Annotated in this window: 16 protein-coding genes; 2 read left to right on the forward strand and 14 right to left on the reverse strand. The window is 60.8% G+C overall.

Annotated features, from left to right (window positions below):
• Nucleotides 1-102: 102 nt before the first annotated feature.
• Genes BM017_RS25485 through BM017_RS25495 form a run of 3 tightly spaced genes read right to left on the reverse strand, consistent with a single transcriptional unit; the run spans nt 103 to nt 2688 of the window.
• Complete coding sequence (locus BM017_RS25485) at nt 103-1284, reverse strand: acetyl-CoA C-acetyltransferase (protein WP_092249684.1); 1182 nt, start codon at nt 1282-1284, stop codon at nt 103-105.
• Between the two features lie 11 nt (nt 1285-1295).
• Nucleotides 1296-1955 carry a CoA transferase subunit B gene (locus tag BM017_RS25490; RefSeq protein WP_092249687.1) on the reverse strand — a complete coding sequence of 220 codons (660 nt, stop codon included), beginning with the start codon at nt 1953-1955 and terminating at the stop codon, nt 1296-1298.
• A gap of 34 nt (nt 1956-1989) precedes the next feature.
• Complete coding sequence (locus BM017_RS25495) at nt 1990-2688, reverse strand: CoA transferase subunit A (RefSeq protein ID WP_058425579.1); 699 nt, start codon at nt 2686-2688, stop codon at nt 1990-1992.
• 133 nt (nt 2689-2821) lie between these two features.
• On the opposite strand from BM017_RS25495, the gene BM017_RS25500 reads away from it, so the two are divergent.
• Nucleotides 2822-3727, forward strand: coding sequence for a LysR family transcriptional regulator (locus BM017_RS25500; protein WP_071489662.1), 906 nt, complete (start codon nt 2822-2824; stop codon nt 3725-3727).
• 61 nt (nt 3728-3788) lie between these two features.
• Here the strand turns inward: BM017_RS25500 and BM017_RS25505 are convergent, their stop codons facing one another.
• From BM017_RS25505 to BM017_RS25540, 8 genes are all read right to left on the reverse strand, one after another.
• The gene (locus BM017_RS25505; protein ID WP_025854475.1) at nt 3789-4118 is read right to left on the reverse strand and encodes a hypothetical protein; all 330 of its coding nucleotides are present in this window, start codon (nt 4116-4118) and stop codon (nt 3789-3791) included.
• 478 nt (nt 4119-4596) lie between these two features.
• Complete coding sequence (idi, locus tag BM017_RS25510; protein WP_092249690.1) at nt 4597-5139, reverse strand: isopentenyl-diphosphate Delta-isomerase; 543 nt, start codon at nt 5137-5139, stop codon at nt 4597-4599.
• Between the two features lie 40 nt (nt 5140-5179).
• Nucleotides 5180-5974 carry a class I SAM-dependent methyltransferase gene (locus BM017_RS25515; RefSeq protein ID WP_092249693.1) on the reverse strand — a complete coding sequence of 265 codons (795 nt, stop codon included), beginning with the start codon at nt 5972-5974 and terminating at the stop codon, nt 5180-5182.
• The gene (locus tag BM017_RS25520; RefSeq protein WP_092249696.1) at nt 5971-8196 is read right to left on the reverse strand and encodes a cytochrome P450; all 2226 of its coding nucleotides are present in this window, start codon (nt 8194-8196) and stop codon (nt 5971-5973) included. The genes BM017_RS25515 and BM017_RS25520 overlap by 4 nt, the downstream gene beginning before the upstream one ends.
• A 423-nt stretch (nt 8197-8619) precedes the next feature.
• Nucleotides 8620-9060 (reverse strand): CBS domain-containing protein, encoded by a 441-nt coding sequence (locus tag BM017_RS25525; RefSeq protein ID WP_071489660.1) that lies wholly within the window; start codon nt 9058-9060, stop codon nt 8620-8622.
• A gap of 131 nt (nt 9061-9191) precedes the next feature.
• Nucleotides 9192-11141 (reverse strand): DNA topoisomerase III, encoded by a 1950-nt coding sequence (locus BM017_RS25530; RefSeq protein WP_092249699.1) that lies wholly within the window; start codon nt 11139-11141, stop codon nt 9192-9194.
• A gap of 168 nt (nt 11142-11309) precedes the next feature.
• Entirely contained in the window at nt 11310-12932 is a 1623-nt protein-coding gene (locus BM017_RS25535) for an MFS transporter (protein WP_092249702.1), read from the reverse strand.
• A 65-nt stretch (nt 12933-12997) separates the two neighbouring features.
• Entirely contained in the window at nt 12998-14644 is a 1647-nt protein-coding gene (locus tag BM017_RS25540; RefSeq protein ID WP_092249705.1) for a GMC family oxidoreductase, read from the reverse strand.
• Between the two features lie 130 nt (nt 14645-14774).
• Here BM017_RS25540 and BM017_RS25545 point away from each other — a divergent pair, with 130 nt between their 5' ends.
• Nucleotides 14775-15668, forward strand: coding sequence for a LysR family transcriptional regulator (locus BM017_RS25545; protein ID WP_092249708.1), 894 nt, complete (start codon nt 14775-14777; stop codon nt 15666-15668).
• A 37-nt stretch (nt 15669-15705) separates the two neighbouring features.
• Here the strand turns inward: BM017_RS25545 and BM017_RS25550 are convergent, their stop codons facing one another.
• Genes BM017_RS25550 through BM017_RS25560 form a run of 3 tightly spaced genes read right to left on the reverse strand, consistent with a single transcriptional unit; the run spans nt 15706 to nt 18739 of the window.
• Nucleotides 15706-16803, reverse strand: a complete 1098-nt coding sequence (locus BM017_RS25550) for a DNA alkylation repair protein (RefSeq protein WP_092249711.1) — start codon at nt 16801-16803, stop codon at nt 15706-15708.
• 20 nt (nt 16804-16823) lie between these two features.
• The gene (locus tag BM017_RS25555; protein ID WP_092249714.1) at nt 16824-18170 is read right to left on the reverse strand and encodes a glutamine synthetase family protein; all 1347 of its coding nucleotides are present in this window, start codon (nt 18168-18170) and stop codon (nt 16824-16826) included.
• A gap of 11 nt (nt 18171-18181) precedes the next feature.
• Nucleotides 18182-18739, reverse strand: a complete 558-nt coding sequence (locus BM017_RS25560) for a helix-turn-helix domain-containing protein (protein WP_092249717.1) — start codon at nt 18737-18739, stop codon at nt 18182-18184.
• Nucleotides 18740-18789: the final 50 nt, after the last annotated feature.

Consider the following 18789-nt stretch of genomic DNA (forward strand, 5'->3'; position numbering starts at 1 on the left):
GAATTTGACGGCGATTAAAGCGGTGCCGCAGACGCGAGGTTGAAGGGTAAAGAAAAGGCCTGGTTTTCGTGGAACCAGGCCCTTTCCATGTTGCTCTTTGAATCAGTTGCGTTCGAGCGCCAGGGCTACCCCCTGGCCGCCACCGATGCACAGCGTCGCCAGGCCTTTCTTGGCATCACGCTTGATCATTTCATGCAGCAGCGTCACCAGCACGCGGCAGCCCGAGGCGCCAATCGGGTGGCCGATGGCGATGGCGCCGCCGTTGACGTTGACCTTGTCGGCGTCCCATTCCAGCTCTTTGCCCACCGCCAGGGATTGCGCGGCGAAGGCTTCGTTGGCTTCGATCAGGTCCAGGTCGCCCAGGCTCCAACCGGCTTTGTCCAGGCAGCGGCGGGTGGCCGACACCGGGCCGATGCCCATGATCGCCGGGTCGACGCCGGCGTTGGCGTAGCTGGCAATGCGCGCCAGCACTGGCAGGCCGAGGGCCTTGGCCTTGTCGGCGTTCATCAGCAGCACCGCGGCGGCGCCGTCGTTGAGACTGGAGGCGTTGCCGGCGGTGACGCTGCCGTCTTTCTTGAACGCCGGTTTCAGCTTGCCCAGGGATTCGGCGGTGGTGCCGGCGCGGGGTTGTTCATCGACGGCGAAGGCCACCGGGTCGCCTTTGCGCTGGGGGATCAGGATCGGTGTGATCTCATCGACAAAGCGGCCCGCTTCAATAGCAGCGGCGGCTTTTTGCTGGGATGCGGCGGCGAACGCGTCCTGGGCTTCGCGGCTGATGCCGTACTTGTCCACCAGGTTCTCGGCGGTGATGCCCATGTGGTAGTCGTTGAACGCGTCCCACAGGCCATCGGTGATCATGCTGTCGATCATTTTGGCATGGCCCATGCGCAAACCGGTGCGCGCGGCGGGCAGTACGTACGGAGCCAGGCTCATGTTCTCCATGCCGCCGGCGATGATCACGTCGGCGTCACCGCAACGGATGGCCTGGGCGCCCAGGTGCAGGGCCTTGAGGCCCGAGCCGCAAACCTTGTTCAAGGTCAGGCTGGGCACCGCGTGGGGCAGGCCGGCCAGGATCGACGCCTGGCGCGCCGGGTTCTGGCCTGAGCCTGCGGTGAGGACCTGGCCGAGGATCACTTCATCCACTTCGGCCGGGTCCAGGCCGGTCTGCTCCAGCAGGCGACGGATCACGGCGGCGCCCAGTTCCGGTGCCGGAATGTTCGCCAGCGAACCCTGGAAGCTGCCCACGGCGGTACGGGTGGCAGCAACAATCACGACGTCTTGCATGGAATCTGTCCTCACTGGAAGTGCATTTCTGGAACGTGGTCCGGGACGATCAGTTTACCGGCGGTCTTGCGTACAATCTCTTCAACGCTGACGCCAGGTGCGCGTTCCTTGAGGACAAAAGCGCCATTTTCGATTTCCAGGTACGCCAGGTCCGTCAGTACACGCTTGATGCAGTTGGCGCCGGTCAGCGGCAGGCTGCATTGGCTGAGCAACTTGGACTCACCGTCCTTGGACGCGTGGGTCATGATCACGATGATGTTTTCCGCACCGGCCACCAGGTCCATGGCGCCGCCCATGCCTTTGACCAGCTTGCCGGGGATCATCCACGAGGCGATGTTGCCTTGTACGTCGACTTCAAATGCGCCGAGTACAGTGAGGTCGACGTGGCCGCCGCGGATCATCGCGAAGGACTCGGCGGACGAGAAGATCGACGCGCCGATACGCGCGGTCACGGTCTGCTTGCCGGCGTTGATCATGTCGGCGTCGATGGTGTCTTCGGTCGGAAACGGGCCCATGCCGAGCAGGCCGTTTTCCGATTGCAGCATCACTTCCATGCCTTCCGGAATGTAGTTGGCCACCAGGGTCGGAATGCCGATGCCCAGGTTGACGTAGAAACCGTCCTGCATTTCGCGGGCGACGCGTTGAGCCATTTGTTCGCGGGTGAGAGCCATTTTATGTGTCCTTATTGTTCGGGCTGGGGGCGGATTATTTGCGTACGGTGCGCTGTTCGATGCGCTTCTCGAACGTGCCGCAGATGATCCGGTCGACGTAGATGCCAGGGGTGTGGATCTGCGCCGGGTCCAGCTCGCCCGGTTCGACGATTTCTTCGACTTCGACCACGGTGATCTTGCCGGCGGTGGCAGCCAGCGGGTTGAAGTTCTGGGCGGTGTGGCGGTAGATGACGTTGCCGAAGTGGTCGGCTTTCCAGCCTTTGACGATGGCGAAGTCGCCGGTGATGGATTCTTCCATCAGGTACGGACGACCATTGAATTCACGGGTTTCCTTGCCTTCGGCCACCGGAGTGCCGACGCCGGTGGCGGTGAAGAAGGCCGGGATGCCGGCACCGCCTGCGCGCATTTTTTCGGCCAGTGTGCCCTGGGGGGTCAGCACCACTTCGATTTCGCCGCTGAGCAACTGCTTCTCGAACAGGGCGTTTTCACCCACGTAGGAAGCGATCACCTTGCTGATCTGCTTCTGCTCCAGCAGCACGCCCAGGCCGAAGCCGTCGACGCCGCAGTTGTTGGATACCACGGTGAGGTCGCGGGTGCCTTTGCGCTTGATCTCGGCAATGAGGTTTTCCGGAATGCCGCACAGGCCAAAACCGCCGGAGAGTACGGTCATGCCGTCTTCCAGGCCCGCCAGTGCTTCCTCGTAGGACGCCACGCGTTTATCGAAACCTGCCATATGCACCTCTTTTATTGTTTGTGGGCCAGCCAATGAACCGAGTGTTGCTCCGACGGATTGATTTGTTAAGTTGTTTTTTAAGGTTGATTGATTTAAAAAACAGCATAGTCGCCTGGCCATTTGGAGTAGCGTCATGACAGTTAAACAGATGCGCGCGTTTCTCGCCGTGGCCCAGAGCCTGAGTTTCGCCGCCGCCTGCGAACGCCTGCACCTTTCCCAGTCGGCACTGAGCTTGACCATCAAGGGCCTGGAAGAAGGCCTGGGCGGGCGTCTGTTCAGCCGTAATACGCGCAACGTCGCGTTGACACCCGAGGGGGAATCCCTGCTGCCTTTGGCGCGCCGCTTGATTGCCGACTGGGACAACACCGAGGACGAACTGCGCCAGCGCTTTACCCTGCAACGCGGGCGGGTCACGGTGGCGGCGATGCCATCGTTCGCGGGCAACTTGCTACCGCCGATCCTGAAGATATTCCGCGCACGTTACCCTCAGGTGAATGTCACCGTGCACGACTTGATCAACGAGCAGGTGCTGGAAATGGTGCGCGACCGCCAGGTGGAGCTGGGCGTGGCGTTCGAGCCTTCAGACGGTTCGTCGCTGGCGTTCACGCCGTTGTACCTGGATCGCTTCATTGCCGTGGTGCCGGGGGATTCGCCGTTGGTCGAGCTTGATGAAATCGACTGGAAAACCTTGCTGGAGCAGCCGTTCATCACGTTGCAGCGACCTTCGACGGTGCGGGTGATGCTGGAGGAGCATCTGGGGGCGCGGCAGATGAAGTTGCCGGTGGCGCTGGAAAGCCATCAACTGGCGACTGTAGGCAAGATGGTAGCGACGGGGTTGGGTGTCAGCGCCGTCCCCGCATTGTGCGCGCGGCAGATGGAGGAGGCGGGGGCTCATTGCATCACCTTGACCGATCCTGTCATTGAACGACCGATTGGGGTGCTGACCAAACCCGGCCATGAACTCTCGGCGGCAGCGCAGGTGTTGTTTGATATCTTTTGCGACGAAGCGAAGAAGGGACGATTTCCCGCAGTGTTGTAGAGCCGAAATTAAAAAGCCCGCTCGAATCAACAAGCGGGCTTAAATGTTTAATGCGGTGTTATCAGCAGTATCTATCAATCACTTTAACTTGCGATTGGCCCTTGAGATTCTGCCATTCGGTATTAAGTGTGTGGAAAACCTGTTCGATAAAGTTGCGATCGGCGGCTGCTTTCTTGCCGACATAACCCTGGCCACGGCGGTACATCTTCAGGCGCGCCGCCAGTTCACGGTTATTGCGGTCGAACTCGGCTTCTTCGGTGTGGGGCGCCAGGCAGTCAATTTGCACTTCGCCCGATTTGCCAATCCACAGGATATGGTCGTCGAGTGTGTCTTTCTGCGCTGCGAACATCTCAGCCAATTCATCGATAGTTGGTTGGTTGTTCAGATTCATGTGTAAGCCCCTTGACCAGTTGGCGATCTATCAGTTGGTTCGTTAATACTTCGTAAGTTGTCTCCGGTTGCGAAAACCGGGCGTCAGCGACGGTCTGCCGAATACGGGCAGGGTCTTGAACCTGATGCATGTAGTCTTGCTGATGAACTGCTACGCAATGCATTCATAACGAAGACAAGCCGCATTTGAGCGCCTTGTACCGAGCCCTTAGGGCCGGTCAGCTTCATCAATCTGCCTTGTGGGCAGTGCACATCCGGAAAAAACAGCTCGGCGGTCAGACGAGCTTGTTCAAAACGCTTGTTGCCAACGCTCCCGATCCGGGAGACGTCTCGATAATGCAAGGACAAAATGGTTACGTCAACGCTTATGTAGTGATTATTTTTGATCACTACATAAATTGCCGTGGGGACGGGAGAATGCGGGAAAACGTGACTTGGGCGTCATTTTCTGGCGTGTCGGGTCGTTGAGCTTGCCATCATCATTCCTGCACTGTAGGTGTATCGAACGAAGGGTGCTTTGACAGAAGATGAAGCCACTCCATTTGGAACCAGGGTGTGAATTGCGCTGGGGATTCTGAAAGCCGGGCGGAGATTTCAGCGCGAGTCCACCATTTGATCTCACTGATTTCTTCTGCATCCGGGATGACCGCCGCGTCAGACTGAGCAACCAGTACATGACAAAACTCGTGCTCCGCACCGATCGAACCATAGCGAGCATGATATTCAAAACTGTACAGAAACCGGCACGAGGCAGAAATGCCCAGTTCTTCGCGCAGACGACGAGATGCGGCATCCGTAACCGTTTCGCCGGGTGCCGGATGGCTGCAGCAGGCATTCGACCAGAAACCTGGCCAAAGCATTTTACCGGCAGCACGACGTTGAAGTAGATGACGCCCGGCGCTGTCGATCAGATGGACCGAAAAGGCGCGATGAAGCTGACCCGCTCCCAGGTGTGCGGCACGTTTGTCACACACACCGACTTGCACGTCTTGTGCGTCAACTAACACTACAAGATCGATCATTCTGAGTTTCCTCCGGTGCAATGTACGGCGCTCCGCCGTTCTACTCACGTTCAGGGGCTTGTCCCCAGGCGCTGACAAATGTCAATGCAGTGTCGGTGAATGTTGGATCGGCGCGCAGCTGGGTCATTGCTTCCAGGTCATCCTGGGTGAGTAACCCAAGTTTCAGCAGCGCCGGCCCAGCCTGTAGGGTAGTTGAGGCCCAGAATGTATCGGCGGGGCTGTTGTCGCCGATTCGGCCCTCAAAGAGGCGATGCTCTACGTTGGTGAGTCCCCTGTCACGCAATCGGGCAGGGAGCGTATCGGCCCAGAGCATGTCGGAACCAATGGACTTTGTCAGAAGTGTGATTCCGGCTTGGGCGACCTTTCGGAACAATGGGTGCGAGGTTTTCAAGCTCGGCTGCAGGCTCACGTCTTCGATCACCAACCAGCCACCAGGACGAAGCCAGGTGATGGCGCGCGTCAATATGTCTTCCCGTTGGGGGAGGTGGCACAGGAGCGCCCTGGCGTGTACCACATCAAAAGAGGCCACAGGAAAGTCATCGGTGACGGCATTGTGGGTAAGCACCTTTATGCCGGGAATATCGGTGAGGAATCGGGTATCGATATCGGTCGCCGTGACTGCCGCGTCAGGGTATCGCTGGGTCAGCCAGCCAGTGAACGAACCCGCACCGGCGCCGAGTTCAAGGATGTCAGGCTTGCACGGAAGGTTGAGCAGGTCGAAAACCGTTTGGCTTTGTGGGTCAAAGGCGCATTCGAGCGTGCGCAGGCGTACCAATTGGCCGGCGTGCTGGTCGCCGAGATAGCTGTCGGTGTAGCCGGGGGCGGCAGTGGTCATAGAACAACCTCCAGTCGGTCGGGGCAACGGTTCAGGAAACCTTGTTCCGAGGGCTGGAACCCTGGCGCCCAGCGCACGTCTGGAAAGGTCTGTAGCAGCATGCGAGCGCCGAGCGTGATTTCCATCCGCGCCAGCATGGATCCCAGGCAGAAGTGACGCCCTGCGCCAAACGCGAAATGATTTGTTGCCTGATCGGTGCGCGACAAGCTGAAGGTATCCGGGTCGGTGTATTGAGCCGGATCACGGTTGGCCGACCCGATCAGGCAGGCCAGGGTTGCACCAGAAGGAATCGTTCCCGACGGCAGCTGCAGCGCTTCGCGGGCCTCGCGGAGTACGAGTTGCAAAGGAGGATTGCGTCGCAAGGTTTCGGTGAGCGCAGTGTCCATCAAGTCGGGATCAGCCATCACGGCGTCTTTGACGCCGGGTTCGCTCAGCAGGTTGACAATGAGATTCGCCAGTGCGCCGTGACTGGTCTCGCTACCTGCAGTCATCAGAATTGCGCAGTAAGCCCGGACGAAGGTTTCGGGCAATGGTTGGCCGTCAATCTCTGCCGCCAGGAGCTGCGAGATCAAATCATCTGCAGGTTTAGCGCGGCGGGCGTCGATGTGTGGCTGGATGAAATCGTAGAAATCGTCTCGGTTGGACAACCCTCCGGTTAACTGGGCCGGGTCCTGTCGATAGTTGCCCATGTAAGCAAAGCCGATCGCGCACCAGCGCTTCAGCCGCGCTACCTCCTCGCTGGTGTCAGCCGGCAGGCCCAGTGCGTGAGCCATCACCCGCACTGGCAGTGCTGCGGTGAAGTCGGCGATAAGGTCCACCTGGGTACGGCCATGCATGCGTGCCAGCAGGTCAGAGGTGACCGAGATGATGGATGCTTCAAGCGAGGCAAGGGCTTGGCTGCGAAACGATGGGCTGAGCAGTGCACGGTGCTGAGCGTGTTCACAGCCGTCCATCGCCACGAGAGTGTGCCCAAGCAGCGGCCCAATCTGCCAGGTGTAGTTATTGTTGCTGGCTTGCGGATGCGTCAATGCAGCTTTGACATCCACATACCGGCTGACCAGCCATACGTCCGTGGGCTCGTCGTAGGTGATCGGTAGAGTGGTACGTAAACGTTCATACAAGGGATAGGGGTCGATTTCGAACTGCCTGGATTTCAGCGTTGGTGGCGTGAGTGTCAGGTCCACTGTCCGGTTGGCCTGCGTTGTAGTGCCGGTGGTGTGCAGGTGGTAGCGAGAAACGGTCTGGTGCCAGTCACCCGCTGCCCGTACAACCTGTCGCAGCCGGTCCGGCTCGGTTGCGGCGGATGGCAGGTGATTGGCTGGCCGAGCGGCGACAGCCGTGAACGCCGCGACCGCGTTGACCACCATCTGATGTGCAGATTCGATCGCGGCAGGCCATTCCATGCCTGCGGTGTCCGCCAGTATCGATACCAGGTTGAAGTGCTCACCACACACCACATCTTTGGCAATCGAATGGATATCGTTCGTCCAGGCGATGATATCGGCACTGTGTTCGCGCAGTGTGTTCCACCATTCGACGTCCGCTGAATGCTGGTAGGGGTCGAGCGTTTCGGCGGCATCTATCAGATCAAAAAAGAACAGTGCACCGAACGAATCTCGGCGCAATGGCAGATATTCGGCCAGCGCGAGCACCGCGTCGGTTTCGCGCATTCGCACTAGCGTCACCTGGGCGCGCAGATGTCGGATCAGGTGCTGCGTGAGCCGTTGCCGCCAACCGTCGCTACCCCAGTGTCTGGTTCGTGGCCACAGATCGTTGGCCAGGACAGCCAGCATCGGATCATCAAAACAACTCATTTCACTGAGGGGATGCGTGCCATCGTTCTCGGTCACTGCCTGCACTGCGGTGACGAATCGCTCCAATTCACCGTTTTCCGCCCATGGCCCGTCGTCAATCCGATCATCCAGCGTGAGCGCCCACAGATACCAGCACACCAGCGTCTCGGCTCGGTGTGTGGGGGCTTTTCCGCACAACGCCATCCCCAACTCGAGCAGCGGCGTGGTGCTTAACCTATGCGCACCGCGTCGACCGATCAAGCCATGTTGCTGTGCCCAAGCGAGAGCGTGCGCCTTTAACTGATCGTTGTCGGAACGTGGCGGCGGACCGGCAAAAGGAAGCCGAATCTCTGGAATGATCAGTGATGTCGGTGGTAAATGACGGCCGTGGCGGACACGGGGGCCGCCTTCGCGGTGTACCGTTGGCATGGTGCTCTACCTTGAATTAAGTTTTTATAAGGAACATTTGACGGCAACACCTGAGCGGTTCCGTTTTCTGCGAAATGGAAGGCTTGGAGGGTGTTTCTGAGCCACTGGAGCGGTCAGTGCGTGTTTGGAGGTTGGGGGATCGTTCGTTGGCGGGGGGGGGTGTAAGGCGTTCGAGATTGAGCCATGGCCTGGAGTATCAGCCATAGAACGTCCCCGTGTTATATACGCAAAAAACTCCATTGTTCGGCCAGCCCGGCTATTCAGACCGCCTGACTTTACTGGAGGACGAAACGCTCAAGATGTAGGAGTTAACTGTGGTCAGCACAGGAAACGGCTCGCGTAGCGGGCATAAAACGCAACCACGGAGCTTTCGGTATGTATACCGCGTGTGCCGCCTCGTTGCGGCACACGCCTTCGCGGTCTCTACTCGCCGCGGATGTACTGCTCCAGCTGTTTGATCAGGTCAGCCTGGTCGGCGATGGCTTCCTTGACCAGGTCGCCGATGGACAGCAGCCCCAACAGCTTGCCGTCTTCGACCACGGGCAGGTGGCGCAGGTGACTGTCGGTCATGATGTTCATACACTCATCGACCTTTTTATGGGTGTCGACGGTGATCACCGGGGAGCTCATCACTTCATGGACCTTGGTGGTGACCGACGACAGCCCCTTGAGCATGATTTTGCGGGCGTAATCACGCTCGCTGATGATCCCGACCACTACGTCATCCTGGACCACCGGCAAGGCCCCGACGTTTTTCTCCGACATCCGCACCAAGGCTTCAAACACGGTGTGGTCGTGTTTGATGACATGCACTTCCTGGTTTTTCTGGTCCTTGGCTTTGAGCACTTCTGCAACGGTCTTCATGGCGGCCACTCCGGTGTTGTTGTTGGTTAGTCAGGGTCCCACTACAGAATCCTAGACCGGCCACCGCGCTGCAAGGTCCAAAGCGGCGCTAAACCCGTCGAAAAACGTCATTCGCCGGTTTTTTTGGGTGTTTAGCCGGCATTTGTCGGTTTTTTGGCCCGCTTGGGACTGGCCGTCGTCTTGCGTGGCGTGCTCTTGCGTTTCTTTTTCCATGGCGTGGCACCTCGGCCTGCCGGGCTGGCGGGACCGGTGATGGTCATGCGCATGCCATTGCAGCGGGCGACCTGCTTGCTCATCCAGGCCGCCTGTTTGGCGACGAAGTCTTCCAGGCTCATTTCGCCGCTTTGCACCATGTCCAGGGCCTGCTCCCAGATGGCGGTGGTGCCTGGGTCGGCGATGGCCCGGGGCACGGCGTCGATCAGGCTGAATGCCGCGGGTGTAGCTGATAGCGCCTTGCCGTTCTTCACCAGGTAACCACGGTCCAACAGCCCCTGGATGATGCCGGCGCGGGTGGCCTCGGTGCCGATGCCGGTGGTGTCCTTGAGCTTTTGCTTGAGCAGCGGGTCTTCCACCAACTTGGCGACGTTTTTCATCGCCTTGATCAGGTCACCTTCGGTAAAGGGTTTGGGCGGTTGGGTCCACAGGTCCTTGAGGTTGACCTTGGCCACCCCATAATCCTGGCCCTGTACCAATGGCGGCAGGGCTTGCGGAGCCGGCGCTTCACGTCCCTTGGCTGGCGCCAGGGCTTCGGGCAGGGCGCGTTTCCAGCCCGGTTCGATCACTACTTTACCCACTGCACGCAACGTCTGATGCGCACAGTCGAAATCCGCCTGGGTGCGATCGTACTCATGGTTGGGCAGGAACTGCGCCAGGTAGCGTGCGCGGATCAGGGTATACACCGCACGATGCTTGCCGGTGAGTTGTCCCACATCCTTGCCCGCGCCGGTAGGGATGATGCCGTGGTGGGCGCTGACCTTGGCATCGTTCCACGCCCGCGAGCGTCGCTGGGCATCGATATGCGGCATCAGCTCGTTCACTGCGGTATCCGCACGTGCCAACGCAGCCAGGATCCTGGGCGCGTCGGGGTGCTGGCTCATCGGTAGATAGCCGCAGTCACTGCGCGGGTAGGTGATGACTTTATGGGTTTCATACAACGACTGGGCGATATCCAGGGTTTCCTGGGCGCCAAGGCCGAGCTTCCTGGAGCAGATTTCCTGCAGGGTGCCCAGGTCGAAGGGCAGGGGCGCCACTTCACGCATGCGCTCGGTGCGCAGTTTCACCAGCCGGGCGGTGGGGGCGTTGGTCATGGCGTCGGCCGCGTCCCGCGCCAACTGCGGGTTGAGGCAGCGGCCCTGGTCGTCACAGGCGTCCTCGGCCGCGCGCCATTGGGCGGTGAAGGTCATGCCCCCGTGGCGCAGGTCGACATCGATGGCCCAGTAAGCCACTGGCACAAAGTCGGCGATGCTGCGGTCGCGGTCCACCACCAGGCGCAGGGTTGGCGTCTGCACCCGACCTACGGGCAGCACGCCTTGATACCCGGATTGGCGCCCGAGCAAGGTAAACAGGCGGCTCATGTTCATGCCGATCAGCCAGTCGGCGCGGGAGCGGCCCAGGGCCGAGTGATACAGGCTGAACGTCTCGGCGCCCGGCTTGAGCGCCGCCAGGGCCTTGCGGATCGAGGCATCATCCAGCGCGGATAGCCACAAACGCTGGATCGGCCCGCGATAACGGCAATGCTCCACCAGCTCGCGGGCGATCATCTCGCCTTCACGGTCGGCGTCGGTGGCGATCACCAGCTCCTGGGCTTCCCCCAGCAGGCGCTTGACCGCCTTGAACTGGCTGGCGGTCTTGGGCTTGACGCGCATCTTCCATTTTTCCGGGACGATGGGCAGGTCGGCCAGTACCCAGCGCTTGTACTTTTCGTCGTAGGCATCCGGCGGGGCGGTTTCCAGCAGGTGGCCGATGCACCAGGTGACCGTGACCCCATTGCCCAGCCAGCACCCATCGCCACGGCGGCTGGCGCCGAGCACGGCCGCAATGTCCTTGGCCTGGGAGGGTTTTTCACAGAGGTACAGGCGCATGGTCGTCACACAGATCGGGTTGATGCTGTGCAGGATGCTCAGTCAGCGCGCATTGATCAACCATTATCTGTATGGATGTACAGCAATTTATGTGTAGGCGCCTGAAGGCAAATGTGGGAGGGGGCTTGCCCCCTCCCACAGCGGATCTTCTGTGCTCAGGAGATCGGGTCAGTTGTTATCGATATCCACGTGACGGGTCTCTTTAAGGCAGACCATCCCCACGATCAAACTCACCCCGGTCACCACCACCGGGTACCACAGGCCGTAGAAGATATCGCCGGTGTACACCACCAGGGCAAACGATACGGTCGGCAGGAACCCGCCAAACCAGCCGTTACCGATGTGGTAGGGCAGGGACATCGAGGTGTAGCGGATACGCGTCGGGAATAGCTCCACCATCAGCGCTGCCAGCGGGCCGTAGCACATCGCGGCAATCAGGATCAGCGCCACGATCAGCACCACCACCATGGTCTTGTTGACCTGGGCCACGTCCGCCGAAGACGGATAGCCGGCCAGGGTCACCGCGCCACGCAGGGCTTTTTCGTCAAAACCGTCGATACGTACTTCGCCCACGCTCACTTGCACGGGGCTGCCGGCGGGGGCGGCGACGCTGCTGTAGGGCAGGCCTTGCTTGACCAGGAAGGTCTTGACCTTGTCGCACGGGCTGTCAAATTTCGCCTTGCCCACCGGGTCGAACTGGAAGGTGCAGGTGGCCGGGTCGGCCATCACGGTGATCGGCGCCTGGTTGCTGGCCTGGTCCATCGCCGGGTTGGTGTAATGCGCCAGGCTCTTGAAGATCGGGAAATACAGCACGGTGGCCAGCAGCAGGCCGAGCATCAGCACCGGCTTGCGCCCGACCTTGTCCGACAGCCAGCCGAAGAAGATAAAGAACGGTGCACCGATCACCACGCTGATGATCAACAGCATGTTGGCCAGGGCCGGGTCCATCTTCAGGAACTGCGTGAGGAAGAACAGCACGTAGAACTGCGCCGCGTAGAAGGTCACCGCTTGCCCGCCGTTGATGCTGAACAGCGCGATCAGCACCACCTTGAGGTTTTCCCATTTGCCGAAGGACTCACGGATCGGCGCCTTGCTGGCCTTGCCTTCCTCTTTCATTTTCAGGAACGCGGGCGACTCGTGCAGGCTCATGCGGATCCAGGTGGAAATGCCCAGCAGCACGATGGAGAACAGGAACGGAATGCGCCAGCCCCAGACTTCGAACTGGTCACCGGTGAAGTAACGGCAGGCCAGCACCACCAGCAGCGACAGCAGCAGGCCGATGGTCGCCGTGGATTGAATCCAGCTGGTGTGGAAGCCGCGCTTGCCGGCCGGTGCGTGCTCGGCCACGTAGGTTGCGGCACCGCCGTATTCGCCGCCCAGCGCCAGGCCCTGCAGCATGCGCAGTACGATCAGGATGATCGGCGCTGCGATGCCGATGCTGGCGTAGGTTGGCAGCAACCCGACACAGAAGGTCGCCACGCCCATCAGAATGATGGTGACCAAAAAGGTGTACTTGCGCCCGATCATGTCGCCCAACCGTCCAAACACCAGCGCACCGAAGGGCCGCACTACAAAGCCGGCCGCAAAGGCCATCAGGGCAAAGATGAATGCCGTGGTGTCGTTGACCCCGGCGAAGAACTGCTTGCTGATCACCGCCGCCAGGGCGCCGTAGAGGAAAAAGTCATACCACTCGAACACCGTCCCCAGGGACGAGGCGAAGATGACTTTCTTTGAGTCGTTGCTGGTGCTCGCGTCGACCGGCGAGCCCAGGGTTTGAGCATGTTCTGACATCGGGTAGCCCTCACAGTGATTATTTATTGTTGTTCCACTGTCGGCGCCAGGTTCGGCGCCGCTATTCAGATTGCATGAACCAGTTCTTTCTCCGGGGCGAGACTCCTTGTATTCGGCGAAAGGATCAGCTGCGCGGCCTTCTCCGCGATCATCAGCGTGGGTGAGCAGGTATTGCCAGAGGTGATGCGAGGCATGATCGAAGCGTCGGCGATGCGCAAGCCGGGCACGCCGTGCACCCGCAGTTGGGGGTCGACCACTGCGTCTTTATCGTTGCCCATGCGGCAGGTGCCGACCGGGTGGAAGATCGTCGTTCCGATGCGTGCGGCGGCTTCGTGCAATTGCGCTTCGGTCTGCAGCGAATCGCCCGGCAGATACTCCACCGGCTTGAACTGGCTCAGGGCCGGTGCGGCGACGATGCGGCGCGTCAGGCGGATCGCATCGGCGGCCACGCGCAGGTCTTCCGGATGGCTGAGGTAGTTGGGGCGGATCAGCGGTGCGTCCGCCGGGTTGGCCGAGCGGATGTCGATACGGCCCCGGCTCTGCGGACGCAAGTCGCAGACCGAAGCGGTAAACGCCGGGAACTCGTGCAACGGTTCGCCGAAACGCTCCAGGGACAGCGGTTGCACGTGGTATTCCAGGTTGGCCGAGGTCTGTTCCGGACCCGAGCGCGCAAACGCACCCAGTTGACTGGGCGCCATCGACAGCGGGCCGCTGCGGTCGTAGAGGTAGCGCAGGCCCATGCCCATCTTGCCCCACAGGGTGCCGGCGATCTGGTTGAGGGTGCGGGCGTTTTCCAGTTTGTAGATCAGCCGCAGTTGCAGGTGGTCCTGGAGGTTGCCGCCGACGCCGGGCAGTTCATGCAGCACTTCGATGCCCAGTGGCTCCAGCACGTTGGCGGGACCGATCCCTGACCGTTGCAGGATGCCCGGCGAACCCACTGCACCGGCGCACAGCACAATCTCCTTGCGCGCTTTCCAGCTCACTGGCTGGCCGTGTTGACGCCCGACCACTTGGCAGGCACGGCCGTTTTCCAGGAGCACGCGGTCCACTTCCACTTCGGTCAGCACGGTGAGGTTGGGGCGCTGGCGTACCGGCTTGAGAAACGCCTTGGCCGCATTCCAGCGAACGCCAGCCTTCTGGTTGACCTGGAAGTAGCCGCAGCCTTCGTTATCGCCCTGGTTGAAATCGTTGATGTTGGCGATGCCGCTCTGCGCCGCCGCATCGCGGAATGCATCGAGGATCGGCCAGTGCAGACGCTGCTGCTCGACCCGCCATTCACCGCCGTCGCTGTGAAATTCCGAGCCGCCGGCAAAGTGGTTTTCGCTCTGCTTGAACAGCGGCAGCACGTCCTTCCACGCCCAACCTTCATTACCTGCGGCCGCCCAGCCGTCGTAGTCCTGGGCCTGGCCACGCATGTAGATCATGCCGTTGATGGAGGAGCAGCCGCCCAGCACCTTGCCCCGTGGATAACTCAGCGCACGGCCTTGCAGGCCTTCCTGGGCTTCGGTCTTGAAGCACCAGTCGGTGCGTGGGTTGCCGATGCAGAACAGGTAGCCGACGGGGATATGGATCCAGGGGTAATTGTCGCGGCCACCAGCTTCGAGCAGCAGCACGCGGTGGGCGGGGTTTGCGGACAGTCGATTGGCCAGCAGGCAGCCCGCTGGGCCGGCGCCTACGACGATGTAATCGTATTCAGCAGTTGCAATGGGCATCTGAAGGTCTCGCTTGTTTTTCTTATTGGCCCCATCCTAGTTGTTAGTTTTCGTCTTAAAAATGTTAGTTTTTACCCAGCTGCTGTGCGTTTTTAAACAGCGTAGCCCAGGGATAGGCAATGGAGGCGTCATGTTCGACTGGAATGACCTGCGGTACTTTCTCGAGTTGCAGCGCAGCGGTCGCTTGCTCACCGCCGCGCAACGCCTGAAAACCACCCATGCCACTGTGGCCCGGCATATCGAGGCGATCGAGAAAAGTCTCGGCACCGCGCTATTCGTGCAGCATGCCCAGGGCTACGAACTGACCCCCGCCGGCGAGGCCCTGCTAAAACATGCCGAGGCCATGGAAAACGTCGCACTGCTGGCCGAAGACGAGCTGACTCATGCTGCCGCGCCCCTGGGCAAGATCCGCCTGGGTGTGGCCGAAGGCCTGGGCGTGATGTTCCTGGCCAGCCGCATGGGCGGGCTGTTCGAGCGCTACCCCGGGTTGGAAGTGGAGCTGGTGGCGGTGCCGCGCTTTGTCAGCATCCTCAACCGCGAAGCGGAAATCAGCATCCACCTCGAGCGGCCGAGCGTCGATCAACTGGTCACGCGCAAACTTACCGACTACCGCCTGGCCCTCTATGCCAGCCGCGCCTACCTGGCGCGCAACCCGCCGATTGAAAAGCGCGAAGACCTTGCGGCACACGCCTGGATCGATTATGTCGACGACCTGCTGTTCAGCCAGGAACTCAAATTCCTCAGCAGCTTCTGCCGCAACCCCAAGGTGGTGTTCCACAGCACCAGCGTGATCGCCCAGCATCAGGCGGCGCGCTCCGGTTTGGGGATTGCGGTATTACCGTGCTTCATGGCCGCCGGCGACCCGGACCTGGTGCCGTTGCTGCCGGGAGAGAGGATCCAGCGCAGCTACTGGATCAGCTCGCGCCGGGAATTGCACAAGTCAGTGCGGCTGCGGGTGTTGTGGGATTACGTGGTGGAGTTGTGCGCGCGTGAGCAAGGCTTGTTGCTGGGCGACGCCAACTGAAGAAACCGGATCGATACCGTGGAGTCATTGAACCCCGTCAGGCACGCAACTCAAACTCGGCACTGCCCAGCCTTTCCCCATTCACCCACACATGCACCACATGCCGCCCAGGGTAATGCTTGCGGGTTGTCATGTCGCGAATGTGCTGTTCGCGCCGAATGTGCTGCTGTTCCCCGGCACCCAGGCTGAACGCCTTGAGTTTGAATACCTTGTTTGCACTGTGGCCGGCGCTTTTCACATAGTCGATGGCGTAGTCCACCACCAGCTTCTGTGGGGCTGTGGCGGTGGATTCCAGGGTGAAGGACAGATTGATCCGCTCTCCCAGGTTGATCACCGCCGGCGTCACTTGCAGATGGTGGATCTTCACGTCGGCCCTGGCCCCGGCCCCCATGATCGTCAGCGCACGCGTGTTGCCTTGCTTGATCAGGCTGCGCAGCGCGTGGCGGGCGATCCAGGCGGTGTGAGGGTTATCCAGATTCCAACCTTCGATCAGGCTGAGCACCCACTCCGGGTGGTCCTTGGTGATGTCGTTGAGGTGGTTGGCCACCGACTTGCGCACGTACAGGCTGGTGTCTGCCTTGAGGTTGTCGAGGATCGACGCACACAGTTCGGGGTTGGCCTGTACTTCGGCCAGGCGGAACGACCAGGGCAAGCGCGGCCGCGAACCTTCGCTGGCCAGGCGGCGCACGTGTTCGTTGGTATCCAGCGACCATTCGTGCATCACCGCCAACGTGCGCGGGAAGTCGTGCAGTAGAAAATGGCGGATCGCGAATTCGGCGGAGCCAAACGTCGTGAAGTACTTGAGCGCGGCCATTGAACGCTTGAAATCATCCCGCCCGTAGCTCGCCACGAAGTGCGGCAGGAACAGGCTGACAAACGAACTGTTCAGGCGCGGGGCCAGGGCGTAGAGCAGCTTCAGCGTTTGCGGGTAATCCAGCGGGATCACCGCATGCAGGCTCTCGCTGACCCGCGCCATGCGCTGCATCACCGACAATTCGGCCAGCCCGGCCTTGGCGTGCTTGAGGAACCCCTTGGCGTCGAACGCCGGGTACACCGCCGTCATCTCGCTGGCGATGTGTTGCAGGCGTTCGACGTTGAAGATTTCCTTGAGGGCCGGGGCGCTTTGGTCGGTCATCGATGATTCCGTGAGTGATATTAAAGAAACCAGCGATATTCCCGCGCATGGATCTCTTGCTGGAAGGCCAAGTGATCCTGACGCTTGTTTTCGCAGTACACGTCGACAAATTCGGCGCCCAGCTTATCGCGCAATACCGCGTGATGCTGCATGGCACGCACGGCGTCGAGCATTTCCAGGGGGAAGTCGCTGCCGCTGCTGCGGTCTTCATTCAGCGGGGCGATGGGTTCGCGCCTGGCTTCAAGACCGTGTTCCAGGCCGACCAGGATCGCCGCCAGCACCAGGTACGGGTTGGCGTCGGCACTGGCCAGGCGATGTTCGATACGCAGGTTGCGCGGGTCGGATTCGGGGATGCGCACGCACGCGTCGCGGTCTTCAAAGCCCCAGCTGGCGCGGGTGGCGGCGTTGACCGTACCGCCCAGGCGGCGGAAGGCATTGTGGTTGGGTGAGAAGATCGGCATGCAGTGCGGCAGCAATTCCAGGCAGCCGGCCACGGCATGACGCAGTGGTTGCTGCTGGTGTGCCGCCAGCAAATTGTTACCCGCGCCATCATAGAGGCTGACATGCACGTGCATGCCACTGCCGGGGAATTGCAGGTAGGGCTTGGCCATGAAGCTGGCGCGGTAGCCGTGTTTCAATGCCACGCCACGGGTACTGCGGCAGAACAGGGCGGCCCAGTCGGCAGCGCGCATCCCATCGTCGAGGTGGCCGAAGTTGATTTCGAACTGGCCGGGGCCGATCTCGGCGGTGATCACGGTGATATCGATGCCCTGGTCCTTGGCGGTTTGCGCCATGTCATCCAGTACTTCGCTGAAGCGCGACAGCCGTTCGATATGCAGGTTGGGCTGGTCGTCGGCATCATCGCTCAGCGGGTCGCGGGCAAATTGCGGCAGGCCGTTGTCGAGTTTCTTGTCGAACAGGTAGAACTCCAGTTCAAACGCCACCACCGGGTGAATGCCCTTGTGTTGCAGGCGTTCCAGCACCTTGGCCAGCACTTCGCGCGGTTCGAACTCGATGGGCGCCTCGGTGCCGTCCGAGGTGATCAGCATCTGGCCCAGCGGCTGCGACTCCCAGCTCACCGGCTTGAGCGTGCCCGGCACCAGGCGGCGGTTGGCATCCGGGTCGCCGTCGTTGAAGCAGTAGTCGCCAATCTTGAACAATCCGCCCTGAGCCCCCAGCAACACGGCGTTCTGTGGCAGCTTCAACGGGCTGCCGGCGGCGACTTTTTCCAGCATCTCGATAGGGTAGCGCTTGCCGTAGAAGTGCCCGGGAATGTCCAGGGCGATCAGGTCGACATAACGCACGTCCGGATGGTTCTGGCGAAAGGTCCGTACTTCGGCCAGTAACGTGGAGGCATGACTTTTCACGGGTGTTGCTCCTAGTTGTAAACCCACAACACGCGGGCGGGCAGATCGGTGAGGTTGGCGTAACGGCAGTGAGCGAAGCTGGCCAGGTGAAAGCTGTCGCCAGGACCGAGGGTGACTGAGCCGGCTTCACCTTCCACCCACAACGTCAACTCGCCCTCCAGCACATACCCGGCCTGTTCGGCGCGGTCGCTCATGGTCTGTTCACCGCTGTTGGCACCGGGGGCCAGCAGGCTGTCGAGCATCGAGAAGGCGCCGTTCATGCTTGGCGAAACGAGGATGTCGGTGATGCCGTTGGCGTAATACACCGTGCGCCGCTCGTTCGGGCGGGTGATCCAGTCCACGGCCTTGGGTCTGGGCTGGCTGTAGAAGTACGTGGTAGGTACCCCGAGGGCGTGGCTGATGGCGGTCAAGTCGGCCACGGTCGGGCGTGACAGGCCGCGCTCGACCTGGGACAGGAAGCCCACCGAACGCTCGATTTTCTGTGCGAGTTGGGCGAGGGTGAGCTTCTTGTGCTTGCGCAGGTCATGGATCAGCGCGGCAAGGGTTGCAAGTTCTTCTTGAGGCGTCATGAAATTAATTTCAAATAATTCCATGAAAAATTACAGGAATTATTTCACGC

Origin of the sequence: Pseudomonas sp. NFPP04 (assembly GCF_900113815.1) — a bacterium.
GTDB lineage: Bacteria > Pseudomonadota > Gammaproteobacteria > Pseudomonadales > Pseudomonadaceae > Aquipseudomonas > Aquipseudomonas extremorientalis.